The sequence below is a fragment of the Pseudoalteromonas umbrosa genome (assembly GCF_030125375.1).
Lineage (GTDB): Bacteria > Pseudomonadota > Gammaproteobacteria > Enterobacterales > Alteromonadaceae > Pseudoalteromonas > Pseudoalteromonas umbrosa.
The window spans coordinates 1,094,321-1,111,051 of sequence record NZ_JASJUU010000003.1; the positions used below are offsets into that span (position 1 = coordinate 1,094,321).

Here is a 16,731-nt window from a genome sequence, read left to right on the forward strand (position 1 = left end):
TTCATCTTATAGTGGTATTGCTCCCTTATTTTTACTGGCCAGTTTGATTGGTAGATATAAACCATCGCTATAAATAGCCATGGCTTTATTTTTTATCTTAGTCATATTACTAGGCCTGAAACCACCTAGCTATATTACTGAGCGTTCTTTGGAAAAAGTTCATTGGCTTAATGATGAAGCTGTCGAATATCAGCTCGGTGGGTGATTTATTTGCTTTTAATATGTTATTGAGGGCGTGAAGTTTCTCTACACTTAAATCCAGCGGTGCCTCATTGGGCTGGTATGTTGAGCCAATAGGGTAATATTGTTTTGGTACATTTGTCATTTCTAGATGGGCGCCTAATATTGCGCTTACAGGGTTGTTTTTTGCGAATTGACTCAGTTTATTGATGCTGTATTTGTATGCATTCCAGTCCTTAACATAGATATATCCGGGGTAAAGTGTATCGCCAGTCAATAGCCACTGATTCTGCGGATCATAAATACTTAGGCTTTCTTCTTGGTGGCCTGGTGTAAGCATAATTGTTAAGGCTCTTCCACCAAGGTCGACTATGGCTTGCCCATCAGGCCACCTTTCAAATTTAAAGTAGGCTTGTAGCGCGGCCTTTGATGGTTGGATAAGTGTTGAATTCGCTCGGTTTTTGAAAGCCCAATCACCTTGGTAGTGATCGCTGTGCCCGTGCGAGTGAATGACGAGTAATGCTTTTTCTGAAAGCTGTTTTTTACCTAACAAAGTCTCAAGTGTTTGATACAAATTATACGCAGTACCCTCACCCACTGCGCCAGTGTCTAACATTAATATGGTTTGTTGGCCGACCAAGATATATATAAACGGGGCCTCATATGTTAAGCATTTGCTTTGTCTAATAATATAAGTGCTTGCATCATGCTGATAGATATCATTGGCAGCCAATTGGGATGTCTCGCAATTTTGAGCTCCATGGTGCCATTTTAGTTTTGTGAGCACGGTGTTTGGTGATGATACTTCGTTCATTGAATGCGTTTTTAAGGTTTGTTCTGTATGAATTGAACAACCACTTAAAAGTATAAGAAATAAAGAAATATAAGCTCTCATATCGCCATCCTTATGTAGTTTTATTTTTGTTTTAATGCTGGGGTTTATCCAACGCTTCGAGGCGTTGCATAAGTGGTCTATCGATGAGTGCTTTTTCAGCTTCTCGAACTTTTTGCAGCAAATCACATTCAATTTGTTGAGTGAGTTCCGTGAAGATTTCTGTCATCTTCGATGTTAGAGGTTTTAGCTGCATCACTTCTTGTTTACCAAGCTCGGTTAAATGCAGTGTTTTTGCGCGCTTGTCCTTCGGGTTAGGTTTTCGGCAAATCAGCCCAAGCTTGACTAGGGTATGAGTTCTTTGTGTCGCCATCTGATGCGTGACACAAAGTGCTTCGGATAATTCAGCGACAGTGGCGCCGTTGTTTTTCTCTAAGTAGTACATGCTGGATATAGCAGTACTGGGTGTGGTAATGCCATAACTTTGTATTGCGGCGGCGCCTTGATCGCTAATCAAGTCTGATAAACGTCGACAAAAGTGGGCAAGAAATGCTTGGTCTAAGCTCTCTAAATATGTACTCATGATACATCTTAAAAATTATACAAGTACTTGTACATTAGCATGAGTATGATTTTATACAAGTACTTGTATAAAGATAAATGATGCAAAGGCATCATTGATTGGCCATAAAGCTGAGTGAAATTAAATCTAATAAGTTGAATAATGTACGCAATTTTCTATAAAGCATTTTATGCATTGAACTTAAAAAGCTTTATATTTTTTCCTCTTGTAGTTAAGGAACACATTGTTGTCTAGGGAATAATCCTCTTCATTATGTATCGTCTAAATATTTTAATTATGCGCTTTGTAATCTAAGTTATATATAAATATGTGTTGAAAGGTAATCATGTAATGGATTTTTATTTTAGACTTTTTTAAGTGATGTATGTTTTATAAATATGAACTATACATACCTATCGGTTACCACTCTTTGTGGGTGTTTTTTGTGAGTTTTGTTGAAAAAAATAGAATTTCATTATGCATGTTATATTTAAAAAATATGATGATAAGTCATATCATTAGGTTTTTATTCTCTTTACTTATGCTCCCCCCCCCTGCCTTTACCTAAAACTAGTTAAATAATGTCTAATTTGTTGGTTGTGACTTTGGTTCATAAGTTTATTTATTTCGGTGTTAATATACTAGAACGTGGTTTCTGAAAAAAGCTAAATCTGAGTGCTGAAACGTTAAGTGGTATTTTTATTATAAATATTATAAAAGCCATGCCGAGCTTAGGTTTTGGGAAATAGAAAAATATAAATATTATGTAACGTATTGAAAATTTTGTTGATAATTAATTTGATTTTTTTTGCGCCTATTTTTTTTAGGTTTTTTTATGTGCGAGTTAAGAAAAATAAGTCTTTCTTAACGAAGAGTGATAAATAAAATCCTTTGTTTCTACCTTGGGGGGTTAAATCACTTCTATTAATACATAAAAATCGACTATAAATTTAATTGAAATTACAGGTTGTCTTGAGGGAAAGAATCTTTTTTTTTCTGGAGCCTATTTGTAAATCAAAGTTCGGTTAGAGCATTTACTTAAAACAGTATATTACAATAATGTGTCAATATGATGTTAATTTAAGCTTGGGTGTGCTTTAAATATATTCAATAAAAACAGTGGTTTATGGTTTTATGGTGGGCACCTGTAATAACTGTCAGCTTGATTCTATTGCTATTAATTAATAATTTGTGAGGCAGTAAAGTGTTTAAGTTTTTATTGATACATTTTGTATGTCTAATACGCATCCAAAATTCACCTACTCTTAATGAAATAACAACAATAAGTAGATGTAAATGAATTTAACTATGATAAGCGCCTCAGAGCTTCCTTATCCTGATAAGGATAATATAAGCACACATGGATCAGAAGCATGCTCATTAGAAAGTAAAAGTATTAATGTATTACGGATTAATGAGGATGAAAGAAAACAGATTTTAGCCACTGTCGAGCAATGTATATTAGACTATTCGATTGCAGGCTTTGATGAATTTTATTTTTCTTGTTGGAAACAATTTCCAAACCTACCGCAAACCTTGTTAGTTAAACTTTTTGAGCTAAAAAAGGGGAATAGAGCTCATCATATTTTAATAAAGGGCCTTCCACTACCTAGTGACATTCACGCCACTCCTAGTTGTAAGGGGACGGAGCATGGTGAAAGTACGCTATTTGCCCGAAAACTATTAAGTATATTAGTTTCTAGCTTAGGCTATATCTATAATTTTGAAGGTAAAAAGCACTTTGATTATATTGATGATGTTTTTCCTCTTTTTAAAGATAGAAACCAACAGTTAGGTTCAAATAAATGTTTCTTAGAGTGGCATGTGGAAGATGGTTTTCATGAAGCCAAGGCTGACTTTGTTGCATTATTTTGTCTAAGGGAAGATCCTCAAGCAGAAACTTATATATTTGAAGTCAAGGACATTGATTTAGAAAAGCCCTTAGAAGAAGAGTTGCAGAAAAAACAGTTTTTAATAAAAAAAGATACAACGTTTTCCCCTACATCTGAAGATGTTGAAGAAAGCCAAGTGTGCTCTGTACTAAACGGAGACTTGGACAAAGAAATTGTATTTGATCCACCGTTTACAACATGCCTAACTGAGTCCGCCCAAAAAGCTTTTACAGAGTTACAAAAATCAATTAATCGCAATAAGAAGACCGTCGTGCTGGAAAAGGGCGACCTGTTGATTTTTGATAACCGAAGAGTTGCTCATGCAAGAAGTAATTATCAACCAAAGTACGACGGCAGTGACCGCTGGCTACTGAGGTGTTTATTGTTAGAGAGCACTTGGAAAGCACGAGAATATATCTCTGAAAGTGCACACATCATTAAGTAACTTTTAAGTCAATTTAATACTTATAAAAAACTAATCCATAAATTTATTCTTGGGGCTTATCCATGAGTACAAATGCTGCTTGCACTCTGACCAGTGTTCAGAGAGACGTATACATTAATCAAAAAAAATATGCAGAACTTCCAATCACCAACCTTGTCGTACGCATTGATATTAGCGGTTTTATAAACGAGCCTATTTTCAAAAAAGCGTACGAGCTGGCAATCGAATATCACGATACATTTTCAATTCGATTACACGGTGGTAGTAGCGCTGAAAACAACTTCTGCTTCGAAAAACATCCAATTGATGAGCTAGAGTTTATTGATCTGTTTGCTCAAAGCAGGTCGGAATTAATCACTGAACAACAAGTAAGTGAGTGGTCTAAAGCTTTTATAGAAGAACCTATAACGAAGGAAGATAGCAAACTTTATAAAGGTGCATTAATTAAAAAGTCGGCCCAGGAATATGAGCTTTTTCTTGTTTTTAGTCATGTTATCTGTGATGGATGGGGGGTTTCTGTTTTTACTAAAAACCTTTACCGCATTTATGATGCCCTTTTATCAAATTCAGCTTCAGAGAAACTAGAAAAAATCAAAAATAGCCTACCTAGTTTCAAAGACGAAATAGATGATGAAGCTGACTACTTGGTGTCGGATAGGTTTGCAGAAGACAGGCAGTATTGGGTAGAGCGTTTAAAAAAACTACCAGCCCAAGCCGTTGTTCCTCGTTATAGCTATCAATACGCTGACAATGACTTTGTGCCGAGCCGCATGAAGAAAATGACCATTAATCGTGCTGCATTTCAAAAGATAGAAATGTTAGGCAAATCACTAAAAGTAGGCATCAACCAATTGATGCAAGCGGCCATTTATATATACATGCTCAACAGCTGCAATATAGATGAGTTAATTATTGGGCAAGTATTTCATAACCGAAAGAAACTGAGGTCAAAAAAAACGGTGGGTATGTACGCTAAAATACTACCTGCTAGATATAATTTTGGTACAGCGCTGACATTATGTGAGTTATTGCAAAAGATTAAAGAAGTAAATCAAGTTGATAATTTGCATTACGCTATACCTTTGGAGCAGCTAGCCCAAGATATTGATATTTATAATCAAGGAAGAACACTGCATTCTGATGTAGTATTTAATTACGTCAAAATAAGCTGTGACCATCACCCTGAAGGTACGCAAACAAAGACAAACTCCGTAATTTTAGGTTATGACCCTTTTCCACTTAATATCTCTATATTTGAATTAGGTGATCATCAGGATCTCACATTAACCGTTGAGCACAATCTGGCATATTACAGCGATGATGAAGCCGAACTTTTGATAGAACGCTTGTCAAACTTGATTATGTCGTTGCCAGAACAACAGCACACATCGATAAAAGATATCAATATCTTAAGTCAAGCAGATTGGAAGCATATTGAAGATTACAACAATACGCTGAAGGTTTATTCAGATAACCCTACCATTCATGATCTGTTTTTAACGAAAGCAATAGCAGCACCAAAACTGGTCGCTTTGATTGACTCACAAGGTGCGTTAACTTACGAAGCATTATTGCATCATGTTGCTGGCATGAGCTCTCAGCTTTCTTTGGCTACGCCAGACACTCGAAAACCAATAGCAATCTATCTACCTAAAGGTCGAATGCAGTTAGTTTCCGCATTGGCCATTATGTGTTCGGGGCATTTTTATATACCGCTTGAAACCCATTGGCCAAAAGAGCGAGTGCGAAAGGTCATAGAAAAAGCCAATATAGAAACAGTCATTAGCTCAGTTGATTTAGCGAGTAATTTACCAGATACCATAAGTTGCCTAATTGCTAAGCATGCACCAGTACAAAAGCCAGAGCCTGATTGGATAAAACAAGTTAAGGCAATCAATTCAGCTGAGGCACTTGCTTATGTCATATTTACATCAGGCTCTACCGGTGAACCAAAAGGAGTTGCAATAGCTCATGAAGGTGCTGTGAATACGCTAAGGGACATAAATGAGCGCTTAAATGTCACTGAAAAAGATAAAGTGCTTGCTGTTTCTGACTTAAGCTTCGACCTGAATGTGTATGATTTTTTTGGCATGCTAGCGGCAGGTGGAACGATCATTTTCCCTACAGCAGGGAAAGAACGTGAGCCTTCACATTGGGCGCAGTTAATAGAGCAACACAACGTATCAATATGGAACACGGTTCCAGCTTCAGCAGAGCTCCTTGTAAGTTTTTTTGAATTAAATAACAAAGACGCGCATGCACCAATTAGGCATATGATGCTAAGCGGGGATTGGTTACCTCCTAAACTGCCAAATAGATTGCAGTTATGCTTTCAAGGTTCAGGGAAGCCGGCCCAAGTCCATAGCTTTGGGGGAGCGACGGAAGCGTCTATTTGGTCGATCACTTACCCAATATATGAAGACTGTTCTGAATGGAAAAGCATTCCTTATGGTAAACCTCTGCTCAACCAGTCGTTTTATGTGCTAAACCATGAGCAAAAGCTTCAGCCAATTGGTGCTGAAGGCGAATTGTATATTGGGGGCGTCGGAGTTGCACAGTGCTATTTTAACGATATCGAAAAAACCAACTACAGCTATATTGTTCACCCTCAATTAAATCAACGACTATACCGCACTGGCGACTTAGGACGTTTAATGACTGATGGCAATATTGAGTTTATTGGACGCGTTGATCACCAAGTGAAAATCAATGGTTTCAGAATCGAATTAGGTGAAATAGAAAGCCACCTTAATAGCCTACCAGAAGTCAAAGAAGCAATTTGTCAGGTGATGACAAACCAGCATGGTGCCAAAGTTTTAAATGCGTATCTTGTTGCGGCAAGTTGTAACGCCGAACTCTCTATTCTTGAGCCTATATGTCGCAGTTACCTATTACAAAAGGTGCCTAGCTACATGCTTCCAGTTAATTATTTCCTATTAGACAGCATTCCCTTAACGCCTAATGGAAAAGTAGATAGGAAAGCTCTACCAACTAAAGAGAGTGACCAAGATAACTTCCAGCAACCAAGTACAGAGATTGAAGTTTTGCTTGCCCAAATTTGGTGTCAAGAAATAGGTATTGAGCGTATTGGAGTTCAGCAAAGCATTTATGAAGTGGGGGGAGCGTCACTCAATGCGATTAAAATAGTTATGCAAATCAACACTATTTATCCTCACCTTGAACTGCAGCTAAAAGACTTAATGCTGCACTACACAATCGCATCACTGTCCGCATTTATAGAGCAAAAGCTAATGGATAGTGCTACTGAAGAGCAAGAAAATATTGAAGAGTTGGAGTGGTAATTGTGAAGGTTGCAGCATTAATAAAGCATTTAAAAGATAAGGGAATAACGCTTCTTTTAAGCGATGGGAAGTTAAAAAGCCAAGCGGCGCCTGGCGCGATCACCAAGGATATTGCCACTCAAATCCGTGAGAACAAAAATGAGCTGGTTGAATTTTTGGCCTCTGAGCAGGCGATTCCTCGTATCCAAAAAGACGAATATGAACTGTCTTTTAGCCAGCAGCGCTTGTGGTTTTTAGATAAGTTGGAAGGACAAACTTCCACATACAATATGTCAATTGCCTATCAGCTTAAGGGGATGATTCAGGTTCAGGCACTAGAAGGTGCCCTAAATGATTTACTTACAGCAAATCCGGCCCTTACTGCTCAATTTCATGAAGTGAATGGACAAGCCAGACAAGTTTTTCGTCAAGACATAGCTGTAAAACTACAAACGATACAAGCGTCTAACTTAGACGAGGAACTTATAAACAAAAAGTTAGCCGAAGAGGCACAACGACCTTTTAATCTAACCTGTTCACCTATGCTAAGGGCGCTGATTTACCTTCAAGCTGCGGGGGTTTCAACCTTACAGTTCACTTTTCATCACATCGCTGTTGATGGTTGGTCAGTAGAACTGCTATTTGATCAACTTGCTGCTTTTTATAAGGCCCGTGTAAACGGAAAAGTGCCAGTTGCCAAAGAGCAACCGTCACTTGATCTGCATTACGGTGACTATGCTGCTTGGCAGCAAGGTTACTTTCAGGCTGGTGGATTTGACAGCTCATTAGATTATTGGACACAACGGTTGGCAAATAGCCCTGTTATGCATGCCCTGCCAACGGTGAATAACAGGCCTAGAAAACTTGGTACCAGAGGTGACAAGCAGGTTTACACGATTGATGCTGATTTATGGCATAAAGTGATCACTTTGGCTAAATCATCTCAAGTCACCCCCTATATTTTCTTGCTAACAGCCTGGGGAAGTTTCTTACAGAAATTAAGCAATCAGCAAGACATCGTCATTGTAACACCCGTTGCAGGACGTAATAGGCAAGAGTTAGATTCAGTGGTAGGGATGTTTGTCAATACGCTACCTGTTCGCTTGAGTGCAGACTTTGAGTTGTCTTTTAAAGAGGTATTAAGAGACGTAAAACAAGCTGTGATGAAGGACTTTCAGCATGATGAAGTGCCTTTTGACGTGATTGTTGAACACTTAGGCCTCACGCGGAGCCTAAGCTTTTCTCCACTAGCGCAATTGTTATTTAGCTTTCAAGAAGCATACCCTAAAACATTGACATTAAATGGGTTAGAAACGTCAGTAAAACAGCTTAACACCGAAACTGCTAAGTTTGAGTTGAGCTTAGAAGTTACACAAACAGATTCAAGTGCTGATTTCTTATGGGAATTTAATACGAATTTATTTTCACATAAGCAAATAGCACAATGGTCAGAACAGTTTTTTCACTATTTGAACCAGCTTACGCGAGGTGCAGATAAGCCATTAGGCGGCTATGACGTTATTACTCCAAATGAGTATGAATACCTTACGCAGCATGTTAATCACACTAAATCAGACTACATAAATGACAAGTGTATACATGAGGTATTTGAGCTACAGGTTGAAAAGCATCCTCAAGCGGTAGCCTTAGTTTTCGAAGAAAAACAGCTAACTTATGAAGTATTAAATAGTCGTGCCAATCAACTTGCTCACTACTTGAATAAGCATAAGCATATTTCACCTGATACATTAATTGGATTGTGCTTTGAACGCTCTGTTGAAATGGTCATTGCCATTTTAGCTATTCTTAAGGCGGGTGGTGCTTATGTACCATTAGATCCAGACTACCCAGAAGCTCGTCTGAAGTATATGTTAGACGATGCTGAGCTAGATACTGTTATTACACTCAGCAGCTTGATTGACAAAACACCAGTAAAAAAGTCACAGGCAATTTGTTTGGATGACTCGCGCTTGCAAGATGAGCTATCGCGTTGTCCAACAGATAATCTTTCAGTAACAGATACAAATTTACAAACACATCATCTGGCCTACGTTATTTATACATCAGGCTCCACAGGAAAGCCGAAAGGGGTACTGCAAACCCATGAAAACGTATGTCGGTTATTTTTGACAACTGAAGATGACTTTAATTTCAGTGCTTCAGACACTTGGACATTATTTCACTCTATTGCGTTTGATTTTAGTGTATGGGAACTATGGGGGGGGTTACTCTATGGCGGAAAGCTTGTCATCCCTAATTACGCATGCACTAGAGACCCCAAACAGTTTGCTAACTTGTGCCAAGCCCAAAATGTAACAATCTTAAACCAAACACCAAGTGCTTTTAGCTCACTTTCTGAAGTGATACTGAGAGAGAATCTTGAGTTGCCCCATTTAAGGTGCGTTGTGTTTGGTGGTGAAGCGTTACAAGTAGAAAGTCTAACGCCATGGTGGGAACGGTTTGGTGATCAGCAACCTACGTTAATTAATATGTATGGTATTACTGAAACAACAGTTCATGTTACTTACAAGCCATTAAGCAAGACTGACGTAAACCCAGCATCTGTCGGAAATAAACTGGGCGATCAGACCATATACTTATTAGATAACTATGGAAAGTTAGTGCCCAGGGGTACCGTTGGTGAAATATATGTAGGCGGTGCAGGACTCGCTAGAGGGTATCTAAATAAACCGGAGATCACCGAAGAAAGGTTTATAGCTGATCCATTTACAGCAAAGGACGGTGCGAGGCTTTATAAGTCAGGTGATTTGGCCAGATACCTTGATAATGGTGAGCTTGAGTTTATTGGCCGTGCAGATGATCAGATAAAAATTCGGGGATTTCGTATTGAGCTCGGGGAAATTGAACACCAACTGGCAGAATTCGATGGAGTAGACTCTAGTTTAGTGTTGGTAAAGGAAAACCACGCTGGAGAAAAGTCACTTGTTGGCTACGCTAAGCTAAATGCTCCATGTTATGGGGAAGAAGAGGCTAGTGCTATTGTCCAGCGAATAAAAAGTGCGATTGCATTGGTACTGCCTAACTATATGCTGCCATCAGTAATTATGGTTGTGAATGAGTGGCCACTCACGGCGAATGGTAAGGTGGATAAAAAAGCGCTTCCCGAGCCAGCGCAATCTATACTGCAAACAGCCAAGATGCATGAATTTAAAGCGCCGCAAACAGATAAAGAGCAGATTTTAGTTAATGCTTGGTCTGAAGTACTTAATCTAGATTCAGATAAAATAAGTACACTTGCAAACTTTTTTGAGCTTGGCGGGCATTCACTACTGGTCGTAAAGCTGGTTTCGGCTGTTCAAAAGCTAGGATGGGAGCTGACTGTTCAGTCTGTATTTGGTGCCGCAAACTTAGCTGAGCTTGCTGAAGAACTTAAACTTGCAAACCAATCAGACGTTTATCAAACCCCAGCGAATGCAATCCCAGAAAGTTGTGAAATAATCACTCCTGAAATGTTGCCGCTTATCAATTTATCGCAGCGGGAAATTGATCATATTGCGAGCCAAGTGCCTGATGGCATGAAATGTATCAAAGACATCTATCCGCTAACGCCACTTCAAGAAGGCATGCTGTATCATCATATGCTAGACCCGGAAGAAGATCCCTATGTAATAACGACTTATCTGCGCGTGGATAGTCGAGCTTCATTTGAGAAACTGGTGGAAGGGTTGAACTTTGTTATACAACGACATGACGTACTAAGGACCGCTTTTTTCTGGGATGAGTTAGATACCCCGGCTCAGGTTGTATTACGTAGCGCCTCAATACCAGTACAATGGCTACAGGCTGTGGATGGTCAAGATGCATTAGATGTGTTGAAGGAAAACATCATCACCAGTATGGATCTAGCTAAAGCACCATTGTTTCACCTTGCCGTTGTAGATACCGCACAAGGTGAGCACTATATTAAGTTAACTTGGCATCATTTAGTTGATGACAATACCAGCCTGAATATTATTGTAGATGAGTTGTCAGCCTGGTTTACGGGAGATACGGAATCGTTACCTTCTCCTATCTCATACAGGGAAGCTGTTGGGCACATACAGCACCATCAGAAGCATACTGATGCCATCAGTTTTTTTGAGTCAATGCTAAGTGATGTTTCAGAGCCTACAGCGCCTTTTGAGCTGCTCAATGTTAACCAAAAAATACAAGCAACGGAGCTCAGTGCTGATTTACCACGCGATTTATCAGCGCAAATTCGCCAATGGACAAGTGAAAATCATTGTAGTCCAAGTGCATTTTTCCATGCGGTTTGGGCGCTCGTTATATCTGCTTGTTGCAGTAAAGAGCAGGTGGTTTTTGGAACAGTGATGTCTGGCAGGCTGCAAGGCTCACAATGGGCCGAGCAAATGGTTGGCCTATTGATCAACACGCTGCCAATAAAAGCGCAATTGAACAACCAAAGCGTGTTGTCGCTTGTTAACTCTATCAGTAAATCTATTCAGGATTTAATTGCCTATGAGTACACTCCGCTAACGCAAGCCCAAAGTTGCTGCGATATTGAGGGTGACGCCCCACTATTTAGCTCAATCATTAATTGCCGTTTTAGCTTTGAGAACCAGCCAGTAAGAGATGCTAGCAATGAGTTTTCTTTTTTAGAAGCACACGAACGTACAAATTATCCACTTGGCCTATCTGTAGATGATATAGATAACGCGTATCACCTGACATTAAATGTAGACAGTAGCGTCAATGCAAAGCGTGTATTGAGCTATGTTACAACAGCCGCTTCTAGGCTTATGACTGCACTATTGCAAGCGCCTGAACAAGCTGCTAACACTTTGTCAGTAATTCCGGACACTGAACAGCACCAACTAATTAGTGCTTTCAATAATACAGCTTGCCCATATTCGCAAGAGACATTGATCCATGAGTTGTTTGAACAGCAAGTTGAAAAAACACCTGACGGTATTGCCCTTGTGTTTGGTGACACTGAACTTACTTATCAGGAATTAAATACTAGAGCGAATCAATTAGCACGTAGAATTCGTGACCAGTATGAAGTGAGTTATGGTGAGGGCTTAAAGCCAGATACATTTATTGCATTATATCTAGAGCGAAATGTTGAGCTGATTGTAAGTATCCTTGCAGTATTAAAAGCAGGTGGGGCATACTTGCCTATCTCACCGAATGACCCGCAAAAGCGGGTGCAATATATACTACAAGATACGTTAGCGCCAATCTTACTATGCCAATCAAAATTTACTGAGCAGCTAAGTGAGATCACTGGAGGGAATTCATCCCAACCGGAACTATTGGCGGTTGATGAACCAAATTCGCTTGGCTCATATAGCCAAGGCAACTTACCCAGATGTGGGGAGCCAAGCCAACTGGCTTATGTAATTTATACTTCAGGGACAACTGGCCAGCCTAAGGGAGCACTGTTAGAGCATAGAGGGATAGTTAACCTGATCAAGCATGATATCAAAACATTTGATATCAGCCATGGCGAACGCATTATGCATGTTCTGCCTATGCAGTTTGATGCTGGTGGACAAAGCTTATTCCACGGCCTATGTGCAGGTGCCCAGATTCACTTTACGGATGCTAAAACTGATTTAACCCAGTTTATGTTATCGAATGATATTAATTATTGTGCGATGACCCCTTCGTTATTAGGTGCACAGGTGGTACGCCAAATTCCATCTTTAAAAGTCATTATGGTGGGCGGGGACAGCTGCACACTAGATTTGGTTAACACTTGGACCCAGCAGTGTCGGTTATATAACCTCTATGGTCCAACTGAATGCTCAATCATGACTACCATGAAAGAGCTAAAGCAAAATGAAACCCCAGTGATTGGTAGCCCTATTGCGAATACTCAGGTGTATGTTCTTGATCAACAGTTAAAGCCAGTCCCAATCGGGGTTACTGGGGAGCTGTATATATCAGGTGTTGGACTGGCTAGGGGTTATCACAATAAGCCCGAGCTTACCAAAGAAAAGTTTATAGATAGCTCTTTGCCAGGCGCTCCATGTAGCCGCTTGTATCGCTCAGGTGATAAGGCGCGATGGCTTGAAAGTGGAGAGCTAGTATTTTCAGGTCGTAAAGACCATCAAGTGAAAATACGAGGGTTTCGCATCGAGGTGCAAGAAATTGAACATCACTTATCAGCAATTAAAGAAATATCTGAAGCCCATGTTAAAGCAAGAGGTAAAGCAAAAGCCAAGCAGCTTGTCGCTTATATAACACTCAAAGACGAAGCTTTAAATACAGAGCAATCAAGAGAAAATATGGTGGTCAGTATCACAGGCTATTTGGATAATCATTTACCCAGTCATATGCTGCCATCTCATTACGTCTTTTTGGACAAAATGCCACTAACAAATAACGGTAAGTTGGATGAAAAGGCACTGCCAGAGCCGGAGCTTAACCAATCAGGAGCTGATCAGCAATTGCCAACCAGTGCACTTGAAATTGCACTATGTGAGCTATGGGAACAAGTTCTCGGAGTTGAAAAAGTAGGCTTAACCGATAATTTCTTTAGTCTTGGCGGTGACTCAATATTATCTATACAACTTGTATCAAGGGCAAATAATAGAGGGATTTCGTTAAGTGTGAAGTCGCTTTTTCATAATCCAACGATTGCCGAGCTTGTAAAAGTCGTACGCTTTGAGTCGGTCAATACCGGGCAACAAGAAATGGTGACTGGTAATATGCCGTTATTACCTATTCAGCACTTTTATTTTGATAAAAATACTGAGCAACCTGAGCACTTCAATCACTCGCTATTGCTTCATGTGCCAGCTGATTTTTCAGAAGCATATTTGACGAAAATTGTTGATGCAATATACCAACGTCATGATGCATTGCGTCTAGTATTCAATCAAGGTGAAGGCGGTCACTGGCAAGCACTGCACACTCCGCTTACCAAAAAGTTTTTAGATGATAGCCTTTCCTACCAGATAAAGCCTGAAAGTCATGCGTGGGAAGCCTGGATTGAAGCGCAGTGTGGACAGTGGCAGCAAAGCTTCGACCTTAAAAATGGGCCGTTATTCAAAGCCATCTTGTTACAGGAAGGAGAGGAGCCTCAAAGCGACAAACGGTTGTTTTTATTGTTCCACCATTTAGTAATAGATGGGGTTTCTTGGCGTATTGTTTTGGATGACTTACATCTGGCGTATGAGCAGCTAAGTAAAGATGAGCATGCCAGTGTTGTATTACCAAGAAAAACGGCTTCTTATCAGACTTTTGCAAGTGCGCTTGTTGATTATTCAAGTCAGGAAGACAGTGTATCTGAGCTTGAATATTGGCGTGCACAAAATCAAACATTTAATTTACCTACTGAATATAGCGTTTCTGATAAACCAACGATTGCTACCACAGAAAATGAAAGCTTTACGCTGGATAGAGCCGAAACAGAACTGTTACTACAGCTGTCTAACTCCACGTATCGCACACACATTAATGAGCTACTGCTGTCAGGAATGTACCTTGGCTTATGCCGTTGGGGGGGCTTAGATAGCGTTAAATTTATATTTGAAAGTCATGGCCGGGACGTGCCATTTAGCGACCTAGATATTAGTCAAACGCTGGGCTGGTTCACAAGCTTCTATCCCGTTTACTTTGAACAGGAAAACGAGGAGCAGGATATACAAGCGTACCTTAAGAAGGTCATTCTGAAGATCAAAGAAACGGTGCGGGCAATTCCAAACAATGGTTTAGGGTACGGCTTACTGCAGCTCAATCATAATGAAGCCGATGCACAACTTAGCCATGATTATCAGTCTGTGGCATTTAACTACTTAGGTGTGTTTGATGCGGATAAGCAATTGGCATCGCTTGGCAGTAATAACTTTAGCGAAGCTAAAGAAGAGCGAGGTGAACACCAGAGTGGGCTTCATCCTCGTTGGCATAAATTGGGGTTAAATGGCTGGGTTAAGCAAGGGCAGTTGAGCTTCACGCTTGATTACAGCACCCTTGAATATAGTAAGCGTAATATGCAAAGCCTAGTAAAGGAGCTGGAACAGGGGCTACGAGACGTTATTGCCCACTGTCAGCAAGCACAACCTTGCTTCACACCATCTGATTTTCCATTAGCCAATGTTAAACAAGCAGAGTTGGCAGAATGGCAGCATCAATTTCCACAGATGCAAGACTTATATTCGGCTACCCCAATGCAGCAAGGGATGATTTTTGAAACGTATAAAGAACCAAAAGCCTACATGCAGCATCAGGATATTGTGTTTAGTGCAAATACCAGCTTTAGCGCAATGCAGGAAGCGTGGTCAGAAGTGATGGCACGCCACTCTATAATGCGTACGCGATTTGTGGGTATAGAAAGCGCTAATATACATCAGGTTGTTTTACCAACCGGGCAATTTGAGTGGCATCAGTTTGACTGGTCTGGGTTAACTTCTGAAATACAAGATACAAAGTGGGAAGAGGTGATTGAGCAAAACTATGACAGGGGTTGCGACTTTACCACTGAGCCGCTTACCCGCATCTATTTGGTACAACTTTCAGCGACTCGTTGGCGGCTGCTATTCACTCAGCACCACTGCCTGTCTGATGGCTGGAGTCTGCCCATTATCTTAGGTGAAGTGTTTAGCGTTGCAGAGAAAAAATCTGACTTTACCAGCTACCAACTTCCTCCTGTTGCAGATTATAAACAGTACATTGACTGGTATTTCAAGCAAAGCCAACAACAAGGGCTACAGTTTTGGCAAGGCAAGTTGGAAAATGTGACTCAAGCTTGCTTATTGATGCCATCTGAAGAGGAGCATGGTCTAAGGGAATATTGTGAGCAAATCATTACGTTTGATGCAGTCCTTAGCCAAAACTTAAATCACTACTGTAGAGCGCGCAGCACGACACTCAATACAGTTATGCAAATGGCTTGGTCATACTTGTTAAGTCAATACACGCAATCCAATGATGTGGTGTTTGGCACGATTGTTTCTGGTCGAGACTGTGATGTTGACGGCATACAATCAATGGTAGGCCTTTTTATCAACACCTTGCCATTGGTTGCTCATCTCGACGTAACAGAAACTATTGAAAGTTATTTGCAAACACTACAAAAACAGCAGCTTGAATGTAACCAATATAATTATTTGCCTCTGAATGACGTTTGCATGCAAGCGAAAAATGCAGGCATAAAATCTGGTGAGCGTCTGTTTGATACCTTACTTGTAACTGAGAACTACCCTACTGGTGAAGCACTAAATGCTTCTCAGACATTAACCAATACTAAAGTTGAGCAGGCAAGCGCCAAGGAGCATATCGATTTTGGCTTATCGGTTGCAGTAGTGCCTGATGAGGAGTTTTGGGTGCGCTTTAGCTACAAGAGTGGCGAATATTCCTCAACACTCATCAATCAGATATCTCAACATTTTATAGCAATTATCAACAGTATTGTAAGCCAAACGGACCCCGCTGCTCTAGTTGGCTCACTCGACATGCAGCAAGACGAAATTGATGACAAATCGTCAATGAGTACGCTGATAGATGAACTAAAGGACTTAAGCGAAGCGGAACTTGCTGAGCTGTTAATGGCAGAAGAACAATTATAAGAA

5 protein-coding genes are annotated in these 16,731 nt (G+C 40.2%); 3 read left to right on the forward strand and 2 right to left on the reverse strand.

Features of this window, described 5'->3' with window-relative positions; translation table 11 throughout:
• Positions 1 to 109: 109 nt before the first annotated feature.
• On the reverse strand, positions 110 to 1,075 hold the full coding sequence (locus QNM16_RS14530; RefSeq protein WP_284021158.1) for an MBL fold metallo-hydrolase: 966 nt from the start codon (positions 1,073 to 1,075) through the stop codon (positions 110 to 112).
• A 31-nt stretch (positions 1,076 to 1,106) separates the two neighbouring features.
• On the reverse strand, positions 1,107 to 1,595 hold the full coding sequence (locus tag QNM16_RS14535; protein WP_284021159.1) for a MarR family winged helix-turn-helix transcriptional regulator: 489 nt from the start codon (positions 1,593 to 1,595) through the stop codon (positions 1,107 to 1,109).
• A gap of 1,275 nt (positions 1,596 to 2,870) precedes the next feature.
• On the opposite strand from QNM16_RS14535, the gene QNM16_RS14540 reads away from it, so the two are divergent.
• From QNM16_RS14540 to QNM16_RS14550, 3 genes are all read left to right on the forward strand, one after another.
• Positions 2,871 to 3,911 (forward strand): TauD/TfdA family dioxygenase, encoded by a 1,041-nt coding sequence (locus tag QNM16_RS14540; protein WP_284021160.1) that lies wholly within the window; start codon positions 2,871 to 2,873, stop codon positions 3,909 to 3,911.
• Positions 3,912 to 3,973: 62 nt separating this feature from the next.
• A complete protein-coding gene (locus QNM16_RS14545) occupies positions 3,974 to 7,213 on the forward strand; it encodes a non-ribosomal peptide synthetase (protein WP_284021161.1) in 3,240 nt (1,079 codons plus the stop codon).
• A gap of 2 nt (positions 7,214 to 7,215) precedes the next feature.
• The gene (locus tag QNM16_RS14550; protein WP_284021162.1) at positions 7,216 to 16,728 is read left to right on the forward strand and encodes a non-ribosomal peptide synthetase; all 9,513 of its coding nucleotides are present in this window, start codon (positions 7,216 to 7,218) and stop codon (positions 16,726 to 16,728) included.
• Positions 16,729 to 16,731: the final 3 nt, after the last annotated feature.

Bases quoted from the DNA above. Each gene is read 5' to 3' on its own strand.
- QNM16_RS14530 (WP_284021158.1), bottom strand. From the start codon at position 1,075: ATGAGAGCTTATATTTCTTTATTTCTTATACTTTTAAGTGGTTGTTCA.
- QNM16_RS14535 (WP_284021159.1), bottom strand. From the start codon at position 1,595: ATGAGTACATATTTAGAGAGCTTAGACCAAGCATTTCTTGCCCACTTT.
- QNM16_RS14540 (WP_284021160.1), top strand. From the start codon at position 2,871: ATGAATTTAACTATGATAAGCGCCTCAGAGCTTCCTTATCCTGATAAG.
- QNM16_RS14545 (WP_284021161.1), top strand. From the start codon at position 3,974: ATGAGTACAAATGCTGCTTGCACTCTGACCAGTGTTCAGAGAGACGTA.